The organism is Nonomuraea longispora (assembly GCF_004348345.1).
In the GTDB taxonomy this organism is placed as follows: Bacteria; Actinomycetota; Actinomycetes; order Streptosporangiales; family Streptosporangiaceae; genus Nonomuraea; species Nonomuraea longispora.
Window position 1 is genome coordinate 1 of sequence record NZ_SMJZ01000252.1, and the last position, 11,218, is coordinate 11,218.

Genomic DNA, 11,218 nt, shown 5'->3' on the forward strand with positions numbered 1-11,218 from the left:
GGGCAAGCGAGGGAACGGCGGCGCACGCTCGCGGAGGGCGGCAGGCCGGGCGACGCTATCGAGGGAGGGTCACGGCGGGCAGCAGGCGGTGGTGATCAAGGGCATGCGCGCGTCTGTGGTCCTTACCTCGTGCGGGGGCGACCGCCGGTGCGGTCGTCCGGGGCCGGGTGCGTCAGGACAGCGGCGTCCGCGGTCCGGCCAACGGGGAACTTTACCCTAACGACGGGTCGTGCCCGCCCCGTCAGCGGCGCGGCCCAACCGTCATAGTGTGAGCGGCATGGCATTGCGACTCGTACAGGTGAACGTCAAGGCGCGGGACGACTCGGCGCTCGGCAGGTTCTGGGCGGAGGCACTCGGCTGGGACATCGACAGCGAAGGGCCTGGGGTGACCAACGTCCTGCCTGTGAAGTCCGTCTGGCCGGACCCGGCCGCCGTGTGCGTCGATCTCGTCGCCGTTCCCGACCCCGAGACGGTGAAATACCGCGTGCACCTCGATCTTGCCACCGCCTCCGCGGACCACCAGGCGGAATGGGTCGCGCGCCTAAGGGAGCTCGGCGCGACGCCTGCCGACGTGGGCCAGGGCGACGTGCCGTGGACGGTGCTGGCCGACCCGGAGGGCAACGTGTTCTGCGTGCTGGAGCCTCGAGAGCGTTACCGGGACACCGGGCCGGTCGCCGCGGTGGTCGTCGACTGCGAAGACCCGCGGGCTATGGCCCGGTTCTGGGGCGAGGCGATCGACTGGACCCTCCTCGAGGTGAGCGACGATCACGCGCGGCTGCGCTCCGCCGGCAACGTCGGGCCATATCTGGAGTTCGTCCGCCGGCCCAACGACCACGACGTGTGGACCCGCGTCCATCTCGACGTGCTGCCCTACCCCGGCGGCGACCAAGCGTCCGAGGTGGCCCGGCTGCGGGGCCTCGGCGCGACGCCTGCCGACGTGGGCCAGGGCGACGTCTCGTGGAAGGTGCTGGCCGACCCGGAGGGCAACGAGTTCTGCGTCCTTGGCGCCCCCGCCTGACACACGGAGCGGGAGGTCGTCTCCGCGGTCAGTCTGACCGGGTTGCGGCCGGCTCACGACGAGCCGGGGCGGGTGGCCGATGCGACGTACGGCGGGACAGCAAGCAGCCGGTCAGCGCGGCGGCGAGCCCCGCCAGCCCGGCCGCCGCGAAGCCGCCCGCCGGGGCGGAGACGTCGATCGCCAGCCCGACGATCGGTGACCCGAGTGCGAAACCCGCGCTCTGCGCCGACGACTGCAACCCTGTCGCCTCACCCTGCACGCCCGCCGGCGCCAGCCGGCTCGCCGCGTCGGCCATCGTGGACAGGGTCGGCGCGGTGAGGAAGCCGGCGACGGTCACGGCCACGCACAACCAGCGCCAGTCATGGGCGAGCCCGGCGGGAATCGTCACGAGCCCGAGCAGGCCGAGCAGCACCCAGGTGGGCAGCGGCCGGGGCAGTGCCCCGTACGTCAGCCCGCCAGCGACGGAGGCCACGCCGAGCACGGCGATGACCACGGCGGCCCAGGACACCTGGCCCTCTTCTTCGAGCGTGGCGACGATGGCGAGGTCGATGCCGCTGAGCAGCGTCGTGGTGCCGAACCCCATCGCCAGTACGGCGATCATGCCGGCACCCAGCCACTGCCGGCGCGGGGGCCGTCCGGCCGGGCCGCCGGCGTCCGGCTCGCTCCCGGCCCGCATCGGCGGGTTGAGCAGGGCGATCCCGGTTCCGCCCGCCACGATCGCGGTGCCGATCCCCCACGCCACCACGCCCGGGGACATGTTCGCGGCGCACAGGATCACCACCGCGGGGCCCACGACGTACGACAGTTCGCCCTGCACCGACTCCAGCGCGAACGCGGCCCTGCGCTGCCCCGCCGGCGTCATCGCGGCGATCGCCTGCCTGGTCACCGGCAGGACCGGCACCATCGCCAGCCCCGCCGCGAAGGCGGCGCCCAGCAGGGGCCCGTACGGCAGGATCGGCACGCTCAGCCAGAACACGGCCTGCAGGACGACGGTCACCGGCAGCACGGCGCGCAGGCCACGACGGTCGATCATGCGGCCGAGCAGCGGCCCGCCCAGCGCCAGCCCGGCGGTCAGGGCCGCCGCGACACCCCCGGCTGCGGCGTAGCTCATGTCCAGGCCCAGCACGACGTACATCGTCAACGCCATCACGGCAGCCGTGATCGCGGTGCGGCCGAGCATCGAGACGCCCAGCAGCGACGCCATCCCCGGGACGGCGAGCACCTGTCGGTATCCGGTCACCCGCGTGACGCTAGAACGCCCGGCACGCCATAGGAAGTACTTAATTCGTTGGGGCTGTCATAATGGATGCTTATGGCCAAGGATCTTGAGATCGCGTTGTTGCGCTCGTTCGTCACCGCCGTGCGGGCGGGCAGCATCAGCCGCGCCGCGACCGCGCTCGGGCACACGCAGCCCGCGCTGAGCCAGCAGGTGCGCAAGCTGGAGAGCGCCGTCGGCCACCCGCTGCTCCACCGTTCGCCGTCGGGCGTCTTGCCGACCCGGGCCGGCGAGGAGCTCCTGCCGTACGCCGAACGTATCCTCTCGCTGTCCGCGCAGGCGCTCACCGAGACCGGGCGCGCGCTCACCGGTCACTGCGGCGTCGGGCTGCTCGAGGACCTGGCCGCGTCCCAGCTGTCGCAGGTCCTCGCCGACCTGGCCCGGCTCCACCCCGGCGCGACGCTGGAGGTGCTCAGCGTCGCCGACGTCGCGATGCGGGAGGCGTACGACACCGGCCGGGTGCACCTGGTGCTCAACGAGGTGCCGGCCCTTCCCGGACCGCCGCGCTGGACCGTGCGCCGCCCGCTGGTGTGGGCCGTCGGCACGGGCGTGGACCCGGCCGCCCAACCGCTGCCGGTGGTGCTGTTCTCCAACCCGTGCTTCTGGCGTACGTCGGTGCTGGAAGCGATGGATCGCGCCGACCGGCCCTGGCGGGTGGCGTTCGAGAGCAACAGCCTGGTCGGCGTGCTCGCCGCCGTACGCGCCGGGCTGGGCGTCGCGGCGCTCATGCCCGCCAACCTCGAGCCGGGCATGGCCTGTCACGACGCGGACGCCCTGCCCGTCCTGCCGGACGTCGAGCTCGGTCTCGCGCGGCATCCGCGAACCGAGGGCGACCCGCTGACCGACGCCGTGGAAAGCGCGCTCCGGCGTACGATCTGAGCTCAGCCGGTGGCGGCGCCCCAGGTGAGTGAGAGGCCGGTGGCGGCGCGTTCGGTGCGGATCTCCATCATGCTGCCGAGGATGGTGGCATGGTCGGACACCACGGGCGTGGCGTCGAGCGTGTAGGTGATCCGGGTGCTGACCAGCACCGGGCTGCCCTGGGGCTCGTCAAGGTGGCGGGCGGCGGCGTCGAGCAGGCCGGGCCTGACCACCTCGGACGCCCTGGCGACCGCCACGCCCGCGTCGGCGAGTGCCGTGTAGAGGCTGACGGCGGTGAAGTCGCGGTCGCGGATCCGGTCGGCCACCGGCCGGCGTACCCACGACACCTGGTGCACGGCGGGACGTCCGGCGAACTCGCGGACCCGCTCCAGCCGCAGGGCGGTCTCGCCGGGACGCAGCCGCAGCTCCGCGGCTATCCGGGCGGGAGCCCGGCGCACCGCCCGCCCGGCCACCGCGGTGCGTACGTCGTGACCCTGTTGGCGCAGGTCGTCGACCAGGCTGCGGAGTGAGTCGAGCTGATACGCCAGGTGGGGCGGGGCGACGAACGTGCCCTTGCCGGGCCGCTGCACGATCAACCTCTCGTCGCTGAGCTGACGCAACGCCTGGCGCAGGGTCATGAGGGTCACTCCGTAGGAGGCGCTCAGCTCCCGCTGCGGCGGCAGCGCCTCCCCCGGGGCGTAGTCGCCTGACCGGATCTTCGCGGCGAGGTCGGCGGCGATGGCGCGATATCTCGTCTCGTGCACGGCGTCGGCGGTCATCGTGGGCGGTCACACTCCTGGTCGAGAGCTTTACGCAGGGTCGCGAGGAAGGCCCGGAGGTCGTCCGGCCCGGCCCCGTCGAGCACGCGCCGCATGACCGCGGCGCCGACCACCACGCCGTCGGCGTGCCGGCGGGCTTCGCGTGCCTGGTCCGGGGTGGAGATGCCGAATCCTAGCAAGACCGGCCGGTCGGTGACGCGCCTGATCCGCTCGGTGAGCTGCGCCGCGGAGACGGCGAGGGCGGCACGCTCGCCGGTGGTGCCCATCAGCGACACGGCATAGACGAATCCGCGGCTGCGGAACACGATCTCCGCCAGCCGGGGCTGGGGCGTCGCCGGCGAGGCCAGCAGGGCGGGCTCGATCCCGGCTGCGGCGGCCACGTCCGTCAGCTCGTCCGCCTCGTGCACCGGCAGGTCGGGCACGATCAGGCCGCCGACGCCGGCCCGGCGCAGCGCGGCGCAGAACGCCTCGGGGCCGTCGTGCTGCACCAGGTTGTAGTAGGTGCTCGCCACCAGCGGCACGCCCAGGTCCGCCATGCCGGACAGGTCGGCGAGGATGCGTCGGGTGCTCGCGCCCCGGACCAGCGCCGTCTGGCCGGCCTGCTGGATGGTGACGCCGTCCAGCGTGGGGTCGGAGAAGGGCAGGCCCACCTCGATCGCGTCGGCCCCGGCGTCGGCGAACGCCCGCAGGTAGTCGGTCCAGCCGGGCGTGATACCGCCGGTGACGTACGGCATGAGCAGGCCGCGGCCGGCGTCCCTGCGGGCGCGCAGGTGGCGTTCGACCGCGCCCGCGGTCATGGTCGGGTTCGTCACAGCAGCTCCTTCAGGGTCGAGACGTCCTTGTCGCCGCGGCCGGACAACGTCATGAGCACCGCCGATCCGGCGGGCAGGTCACCCTCGTCCGCCGCCCGGATCACCCAGGCGAGCGCGTGCGCCGATTCGAGTGCCGGGACGATGCCCTCGGTCCGCGCCAGCCGTACCGCCGCGCTGATCGCCTCGTCGTCGGTGACCGTGACGTAGCGGGCGCGGCCCAGGTCGCGCAGGTGGGCGTGCTCGGGGCCGACCCCCGGGTAGTCGAGCCCGGGGGCGATGGAGTGCGCCTCCGTGATCTGCCCGTCGCCGTCCTGCAGGAAAAGCGAGCGGCAGCCGTGCAGGACGCCGAGCCGGCCGCGGGCGGCGCCGGCGCCGCCCTCCGCCTCGACGCCGACCAGCCGCGCCGGGGTGTCGGCGAATCCGGCGAAGGTGCCGGCCGCGTTGGAGCCGCCGCCGACGCACGCGACCACGTGGTCGGGCACGCCGGTACGCAGCTCGGCCGCGCACTGCCCGCGGGCCTCGTCGCCGATGACCCGCTGGAACTCCCTGACCATCCACGGGTAGGGATCCGGCCCGATGACCGAGCCGATGCAGTAGTGGGAGTCGCCGGTCGCGCCCACCCAGTGCCGCATGGCCTCGCTGGTGGCGTCCTTCAGCGTACGGCTGCCCGCGGTCACCGGGATCACCTCGGCGCCCAGCATGCGCATGCGGAAGACGTTCAGCTCCTGCCGCTCGATGTCGCGCTCCCCCATGAACACCGTCGCCTCCAGCCCGAGCAGGGCGGCGGCGGTCGCGGTGGCCACACCATGCTGGCCCGCGCCGGTCTCGGCGATCAGCCTGCGCCGTCCCATCCGGGTGGCCAGCAGAGCCTGGCCCAGCACATTGTTGATCTTGTGGGACCCGGTGTGGGCGAGGTCCTCGCGCTTGAGGTACAGCCGCACGCCCAGCGCCTCCGACAGCCGTTCGGCCGGAGTGAGCGGGGTGGGCCGCCCGGCGTGCGCGGCGAGCAGCCCCGCCAGGGCGTCGCGGAATCCGGGATCCGCCCAGGCCTCCCGGAACGCCTCGTCGACCTCGCGGCACGCTTCCACCAGGGACTCCGGCGCGTATCGGCCGCCGTACTCGCCGAACCGGCCCCCCGCCCGGGGCCCGCCCATCGTCCCGTCCGGCGGGACCGGCTCACGCCGCAGCGCCACGTCTCGCATACCGCGCTCCTTTGTTCTATAACTCATGGAAGAGTTCTATAACAGCTAGTCTGACACGGGGGACGTGGGCACGCCACCATCGGGGCGTGCGGATGTCAGCGCTTGGGCCCGGTGGCGCGACGGTCGGTCGGGTGCGCACACGCGACCGGCGATGTGCTGGGCCAGTCCGTTGACCAGGCCGCGCAGCTCGCGCTCCGTTGACGATGAGAGCTTGATTGACTCAAGTCCGCGTCACCCCTCACGCTCCGCCGGGCCGGGCGTGACGGCCGGCGCGGGTCACGCGGACTCGCGCCGCCGCCGGCGGGCCGTGGACGCCACGATGCCCTGGACGATGACGTATTCGGCCACGATCACGTTGATCAGGATGGAGGCCCACACGCTGGCGGTGTAGACGTCCTCGAAAGTCAGCCAGGTGTACTGCTTGCTCAGCACCATGCCGATGACCAGATAGACGCGCAAGGTGACCGCGGCGAACGTCAGGGCGTAGTTGCGGATCATCCAGATCCGGTGCAGCCGCACCTCACCGCGGCGGATGCACCGGTAGGCCTGGACCAGTGAGTACAGCCAGGCCGCCGTGAGCACGTAGAACGCGACCTGGGCGGGGAACCCGCTGACCGAGAACGTCGCGGCGAAGAGCGCCGCAAGCGAGCCGCACACCACCGAGACCATGTAGACGCGACCCGCGATCCGGTGGAGCCGGGGATGGCGGTCGCGCAGCGGCGTGAGGAACTGCAGGGGGCCGATGAGCAGCGCCAGGCCGGACGGAACGGCGTGCACCACGAGCGACAGAAAATGGAGCGTCGCGTCCGGATTGATGGCAAGGTTGCTGTTGGCCGGGTCACCACTCAGGTACGGCGGCACGGCGAAGGCGGCGATGCCGATCGCGGAGACGGCCATCAACCCCCACAACGTCCGCCGGCGCCTGCCCATGGTCGAAGCGGTGGTCATGCAGACTCCCATGCTCGTAAGTGATCACTCGACCGGCCCGACAGGCTTCACCCGGTTGCTCATCGTGCCACGCTCCCGGACGACCGCGTACCGAACGCCGTACGGCCCCCTCGGGGGTTCGACGGCCGCGAACGCGGTGCCCTGCGGTGCTGCCATGGGATTACGCATCGGTGCGCTGATCGTGGACTGCCGCGATCCCGGACGGTTGGCCAGGTTCTGGGCGAAGGCCCTCGACCGGGGCCACCCGCGTCGATGCGGGCCAGGGCGACTGCGCCTGGGTGGGGCGGATCCGGAGGGCAACGAGTTCTGCCTGCTCAGGACACGCCTCAAGCCGCTCTGACGGACGGCGTCGCGACCGGTTCCCGCTCCTGGCCCGGGAATGCGGAAGGTGATGAGTTTCTGGTCGCGCGCAGGGTGGGACAGACCTCGCATGGACCCCATGTGGGATGTGGTGATCGTAGGAGCGGGACCAGCGGGCTCGGCGGCGGCGCTACGCGCCGCGCAACTACGGCCGCGGGCGCGCGTGCTCCTGCTCGACAGGGCGGACTTCCCCCGTGACAAGCCGTGCGGCGACGGCATCGCCGCCCACGGGCGCGACGAGCTGGCTCTGCTGGGGGTGCCTGCGCTCATCGACGACTACCGGCCCACGCCGCGCCTGACCGTGGTCTCGCCGGGCGGCGTGCGGGTCTCCGCCGAGGCCGCGCGGCCCAATCACGTGGTGCCGCGCCGGGTGTTCGACGCCCGGCTGGTGGCCGCCGCGCGGGACAGGGGCGTCGAGGTACGCAGGCACCGTGTCAGGGATCTCGTCCCCGACGGATCCGGGGTGGTGATCGACGGCCGGCTGCGGGCCCGTACGGTGGTGGCGGCCGACGGGGCCGGCTCGGTCGTGCGCCGCCTGATCGGCCTGGCGCCCGCCGCCGAGGAGCACACCGCCATCGCCGTGCGCGGCTACGCCGACGTGCCCGAGGAGGACGATGTCCAGCTCATCGCCATGCAGAAGGCGGGCTGGCCGGCCTACGCGTGGTCGTTCCCCATCGGCGACGGCACCGCGAACATCGGCTTCGGCATGCTGCTCCCCCGGCTGCGCGCGGTGGGGGCACCCGGACGTCAGGTGCTGCACGGCCGGCTCGCCGAGTTGCTGCCCGGTCTGCACCCCCGTGAGCTTCGTGCCCACCACCTGCCGCTCTCGACCGGTCGGCCGGCGCCCGGCGCTGGACGGGTCCTGCTCGCCGGTGACGCGGCGGGGCTGATCAACCCGCTCACCGGCGAGGGCATCTACTACGCGCTGCTGTCCGGGCGGCTGGCGGCCGAGGCCGCGGTGGAGTCGCCGGACGATCCGCTGGCGCTGTACCGGAGCAAGGTGCGCCGGGCGCTCGGACGGCATCTGCGGACCACGGACGTGCTGGCCCGGCTGGCCCAGTCCCCCGGCTTCATCGACGCGGCGATCGAGACCGCCGCCCATCGCAAGGAGGTGTTCGACCTGCTGGTGGAGGTGGGGCTCGGGGCCGGGACGGTGCCCGCCCCGCTCGCGCTGGCCGTGGGGATGCGGTGGCTGCGCGGATCCCTGCGCGCAGGCCGGTCCGCGACGCGGGTCACCCCGTGAGGGAGGCGCCCTCGGCGATCAGGAGGACCACGTCCACCGCCGCCACGGCGACGGCGGTGACGAACGGCACCCGCGCGGACCTGGACGCCGCCGACACCCCCGTGGCCGAGAGGACGAACGCGGCGGCCACGGCCGCAAGGCCCGCAACGCCGGGAGCGCCTTCGGGGCCGAGGACGAGCAGGAGGGTCGCGGCCAGCAGCGGTACGGGGATCAGAAGCCGAACGCGGGAGGCGCCCATGCGCTGCGGCCAGCCGCGTACGCCGGTGTCCAGGTCATCCTCGATGTCCGGCAGCACGTTGGCCAGATGAGCGCCCACGCCGAGCAGCGCGGCGGCCAGGACCGCCCACCACGCGGGCCAGGGTTCGCCGGGCAGACCCAGGGTCACGAAGGCCGGCAGCACGCCGAACCCGACCGCGTACGGGGCCCATGACAGGACTGTCGCTTTCAGCCCGAGGTCGTACCCCCAGGCCGCCAGCACCCCGGCGAGGTGCAGCGCGCCCGCCCGCCAGCCGGAGGCCAGCGACAGCGGCACGCAGCAGGCCAGCGCCACGAGAGCGGCGATGCGGACGGCACGCGCGCTGACGGTGCCGTCCGCCACGGGCTTGCCCGCGCGCCCGGCGGCCACGTCCCGCTGGGCGTCGAGCGCGTCGTTGCACCAGCCGATCGAGAGCTGCCCCGCCAGCACGGCCGCCCCTGCCAGCACGCACCCCGCCGCGTCGCGCCCCGTGGCCACGGCCAGCGCGGTGACCAGGGCGGTCACCGCCACGGTCGGGCCGGGATGGCACGCGCGCACCAGCCCGACGGCGGGCCGCCACGGCCCGTCGCGCACGACGGCGGCGGCCGCGGGGTCGCGGTCCCTCACAAGCCGATCGTAGACCGGGCGGCCGCCGCCGAGAATCCCGCGCCTGGTGTGGCTTAAATGACCAGTGGGACGGGAAACTGCGAAGCAGGAGTTGCCGGCCGCCCAGGGAGAGCTGCATGACCCGTATCGCCGCAGTCCGTTGTGCTTTCCCTCCTCACCGGTACGCGCAGTCCGAGCTCACCGACATGGCCGCCCGCGTGTGCCTGCCGGAGAACGGCGACCGGCGCCTCCTCGACCGCCTGCACCGCAGCGCCCGGGTGGACTACCGCAACCTCGCCCTGCCCATCGAGCGGTACGAGAAGCTCAACGGCTTCGGCGCCGCCAACGACGCCTTCGTCTCGGTCGCCGTGGACCTCGGGCTGGAGAGCGTGAAGGCCGCCCTGGACGCGGCCGGGCTGGAGCCGACCGAAGTCGACCTGATCATGTTCACGTCGGTGACGGGCATCGCCGCGCCCTCCATCGACGCCCGGCTGGCGGCGGCGCTCGGCCTGCGGCCCGACGTCAAGCGGGTGCCCGTCTTCGGCCTCGGCTGCGTGGCGGGGGCGGCGGGCATCGCCAGGGTCCACGACTACCTGCGCGGCTGGCCGGAGCACGTGGCCGTGCTGCTGTCGGTGGAGTTGTGCTCGCTCACGGTGCAGCGGGGCGACTCCTCCCCCGCGAACCTGGTCGCCAGCGCATTATTCGGCGACGGCGCGGCGGCCGTGGTGGCCTGCGGCGGCGGTCGCGGAACGGCCGGCCCCACCGTGGTGGCCACGCGCAGCCACCTGTATCCGGGCTCCGAGCACGTCATGGGATGGCGGGTGCGCGACACCGGGTTTCAGGTGATGCTGGACGCGAGCGTCCCGGAGGTCGTGCGGCGCTACCTGCCCGGCGACGTGCACGGCTTCCTGGCCGAGTACGGCGTGACGGCGGAGGAGGTGACGGCATGGGTCTGTCATCCCGGCGGGCCGAAGGTGCTCGAAGCCGTGTCGGACGTGCTCAGCCTGCCCGCGGGAGCGCTCGACGTGACGTGGCGTTCGCTGGCGGCCAACGGCAACCTGTCGTCGGCCTCGGTCCTCCACGTGCTGGGCGACACCCTCGCCACCCGGCGGCCCGAACCTGGAACCTGGGGCCTGATCATCGCCATGGGGCCGGGCTTCTGCTCGGAACTCGTCCTGATCCGCTGGTGACCGCGCCCATGACCCGAACGCTGGTGGCTGCCTTATGACCTGGTACCTGCTGCTCGTCCTCCTGGTCGGCCTGGAACGCGTGGCCGAGCTGGTCGTCGCCCGGCGCAACGCCGCGTGGAGCATGGCGCGTGGCGGCGTCGTCAGCGGTCAGGGCCACTATCCGTGGATGGTGGCCCTGCACACCGGGCTGCTCGTCTGCGCGCCGCTGGAGGTCGCGCTGGCGGATCGGCCCTTCCTGCCCGCGCTCGGCTGGCCGATGCTGGCGCTGGTGGTGGCGGCCCAGGGGTTGCGGTGGTGGTGCATAGCCTCGCTCGGGCCGCGCTGGAACACGCAGGTGATCGTGGTGCCGGGCCTGCCGCTGGTGACGCGCGGCCCGTACCGGTTCGGGTGGCTGCGGCATCCCAACTACGTGGCTGTGGCGGTCGAAGGGCTCGCGCTGCCGCTGGTGCACACGGCCTGGGTGACGGCGCTGGCGTTCACGGTGCTCAACGCCGTGCTGATGGTGGTGCGCATCCGCTGCGAGAACGCGGCTCTCGCGTCCGCTTCGGAGCGGTGACCGCGTGATCGACGTGCTGATCGCGGGCGGCGGCCCGGCGGGGCTGGCGACGGCCGTGCACGCCGCGCTGGCGGGGATGGAGGCGGTCGTCGTCGAGCCGCGGGCCTGTCCCGTGGACAAGGCGTGCGGCGAGGG

Annotated in this window: 13 protein-coding genes and 1 pseudogene; 7 read left to right on the plus strand and 7 right to left on the minus strand. The window is 73.4% G+C overall.

Translation table 11 applies throughout. The annotated features are described in order from the left end of the window. The first annotated feature begins 277 nt into the window (after nucleotides 1–277). Nucleotides 278–1,018, plus strand: coding sequence for a VOC family protein (locus tag E1267_RS39190; protein ID WP_132340624.1), 741 nt, complete (start codon nucleotides 278–280; stop codon nucleotides 1,016–1,018). A gap of 28 nt (nucleotides 1,019–1,046) precedes the next feature. On the opposite strand, the gene E1267_RS39195 is transcribed toward E1267_RS39190, so the two are convergent. Then, nucleotides 1,047–2,258 (minus strand): MFS transporter, encoded by a 1,212-nt coding sequence (locus E1267_RS39195; RefSeq protein ID WP_220449892.1) that lies wholly within the window; start codon nucleotides 2,256–2,258, stop codon nucleotides 1,047–1,049. 72 nt (nucleotides 2,259–2,330) lie between these two features. On the opposite strand from E1267_RS39195, the gene E1267_RS39200 reads away from it, so the two are divergent. Beyond that, nucleotides 2,331–3,173, plus strand: a complete 843-nt coding sequence (locus E1267_RS39200) for a LysR family transcriptional regulator (RefSeq protein WP_132340626.1) — start codon at nucleotides 2,331–2,333, stop codon at nucleotides 3,171–3,173. Nucleotides 3,174–3,175: 2 nt separating this feature from the next. Here E1267_RS39200 and E1267_RS39205 read toward each other — a convergent pair whose 3' ends face one another. From E1267_RS39205 to E1267_RS47500, 5 genes are all read right to left on the minus strand, one after another. Further along, nucleotides 3,176–3,931 (minus strand): GntR family transcriptional regulator, encoded by a 756-nt coding sequence (locus E1267_RS39205; RefSeq protein ID WP_132340628.1) that lies wholly within the window; start codon nucleotides 3,929–3,931, stop codon nucleotides 3,176–3,178. After that, on the minus strand, nucleotides 3,928–4,743 hold the full coding sequence (trpA, locus tag E1267_RS39210; protein ID WP_132340630.1) for a tryptophan synthase subunit alpha: 816 nt from the start codon (nucleotides 4,741–4,743) through the stop codon (nucleotides 3,928–3,930). Before trpA ends, E1267_RS39205 begins: the two co-directional genes overlap by 4 nt. After that, a complete protein-coding gene (gene trpB, locus E1267_RS39215; RefSeq protein WP_220449894.1) occupies nucleotides 4,740–5,945 on the minus strand; it encodes a tryptophan synthase subunit beta in 1,206 nt (401 codons plus the stop codon). The genes trpA and trpB overlap by 4 nt, the downstream gene beginning before the upstream one ends. A gap of 276 nt (nucleotides 5,946–6,221) precedes the next feature. Beyond that, nucleotides 6,222–6,893, minus strand: coding sequence for a DUF2306 domain-containing protein (locus E1267_RS39220; RefSeq protein ID WP_246064554.1), 672 nt, complete (start codon nucleotides 6,891–6,893; stop codon nucleotides 6,222–6,224). A gap of 24 nt (nucleotides 6,894–6,917) precedes the next feature. After that, entirely contained in the window at nucleotides 6,918–7,049 is a 132-nt protein-coding gene (locus E1267_RS47500; protein WP_281283749.1) for a hypothetical protein, read from the minus strand. Between E1267_RS47500 and E1267_RS39225 the strand changes: the two genes are divergently transcribed. After that, the gene (locus E1267_RS39225; RefSeq protein WP_132340634.1) at nucleotides 7,048–7,233 is read left to right on the plus strand and encodes a hypothetical protein; all 186 of its coding nucleotides are present in this window, start codon (nucleotides 7,048–7,050) and stop codon (nucleotides 7,231–7,233) included. The two genes, E1267_RS47500 and E1267_RS39225, sit on opposite strands and share 2 nt — an antisense overlap. A 99-nt stretch (nucleotides 7,234–7,332) precedes the next feature. Beyond that, entirely contained in the window at nucleotides 7,333–8,496 is a 1,164-nt protein-coding gene (locus E1267_RS39230; protein WP_246064556.1) for an NAD(P)/FAD-dependent oxidoreductase, read from the plus strand. Here E1267_RS39230 and E1267_RS39235 read toward each other — a convergent pair. After that, nucleotides 8,486–9,358 (minus strand): UbiA family prenyltransferase, encoded by an 873-nt coding sequence (locus E1267_RS39235; RefSeq protein WP_132340638.1) that lies wholly within the window; start codon nucleotides 9,356–9,358, stop codon nucleotides 8,486–8,488. The two genes, E1267_RS39230 and E1267_RS39235, sit on opposite strands and share 11 nt — an antisense overlap. Nucleotides 9,359–9,474: 116 nt before the next feature. Here E1267_RS39235 and E1267_RS39240 point away from each other — a divergent pair, with 116 nt between their 5' ends. The 3 genes and pseudogenes from E1267_RS39240 to E1267_RS46950 all read left to right on the plus strand — a co-directional run. Further along, entirely contained in the window at nucleotides 9,475–10,527 is a 1,053-nt protein-coding gene (locus E1267_RS39240) for a type III polyketide synthase (protein ID WP_132340640.1), read from the plus strand. A 34-nt stretch (nucleotides 10,528–10,561) separates the two neighbouring features. Then, the gene (locus tag E1267_RS39245) at nucleotides 10,562–11,083 is read left to right on the plus strand and encodes an isoprenylcysteine carboxyl methyltransferase family protein (RefSeq protein WP_132340642.1); all 522 of its coding nucleotides are present in this window, start codon (nucleotides 10,562–10,564) and stop codon (nucleotides 11,081–11,083) included. A gap of 13 nt (nucleotides 11,084–11,096) precedes the next feature. Then, nucleotides 11,097–11,218, plus strand: a pseudogene (locus tag E1267_RS46950) (monooxygenase); the annotation flags it as partial.

What these genes read in the sequence shown, in the direction of transcription:
- E1267_RS39220 (WP_246064554.1), bottom strand. Translation starts at nt 6,893, where the DNA reads ATGACCACCGCTTCGACCATGGGCAGGCGCCGGCGGACGTTGTGGGGG.
- E1267_RS39190 (WP_132340624.1), top strand. Translation starts at nt 278, where the DNA reads ATGGCATTGCGACTCGTACAGGTGAACGTCAAGGCGCGGGACGACTCG.
- E1267_RS39205 (WP_132340628.1), bottom strand. Translation starts at nt 3,931, where the DNA reads ATGACCGCCGACGCCGTGCACGAGACGAGATATCGCGCCATCGCCGCC.
- E1267_RS39245 (WP_132340642.1), top strand. Translation starts at nt 10,562, where the DNA reads ATGACCTGGTACCTGCTGCTCGTCCTCCTGGTCGGCCTGGAACGCGTG.
- E1267_RS47500 (WP_281283749.1), bottom strand. Translation starts at nt 7,049, where the DNA reads ATGGCAGCACCGCAGGGCACCGCGTTCGCGGCCGTCGAACCCCCGAGG.
- E1267_RS39225 (WP_132340634.1), top strand. Translation starts at nt 7,048, where the DNA reads ATGGGATTACGCATCGGTGCGCTGATCGTGGACTGCCGCGATCCCGGA.
- E1267_RS39200 (WP_132340626.1), top strand. Translation starts at nt 2,331, where the DNA reads ATGGCCAAGGATCTTGAGATCGCGTTGTTGCGCTCGTTCGTCACCGCC.
- E1267_RS39240 (WP_132340640.1), top strand. Translation starts at nt 9,475, where the DNA reads ATGACCCGTATCGCCGCAGTCCGTTGTGCTTTCCCTCCTCACCGGTAC.
- E1267_RS39230 (WP_246064556.1), top strand. Translation starts at nt 7,333, where the DNA reads ATGTGGGATGTGGTGATCGTAGGAGCGGGACCAGCGGGCTCGGCGGCG.
- trpB (WP_220449894.1), bottom strand. Translation starts at nt 5,945, where the DNA reads ATGCGAGACGTGGCGCTGCGGCGTGAGCCGGTCCCGCCGGACGGGACG.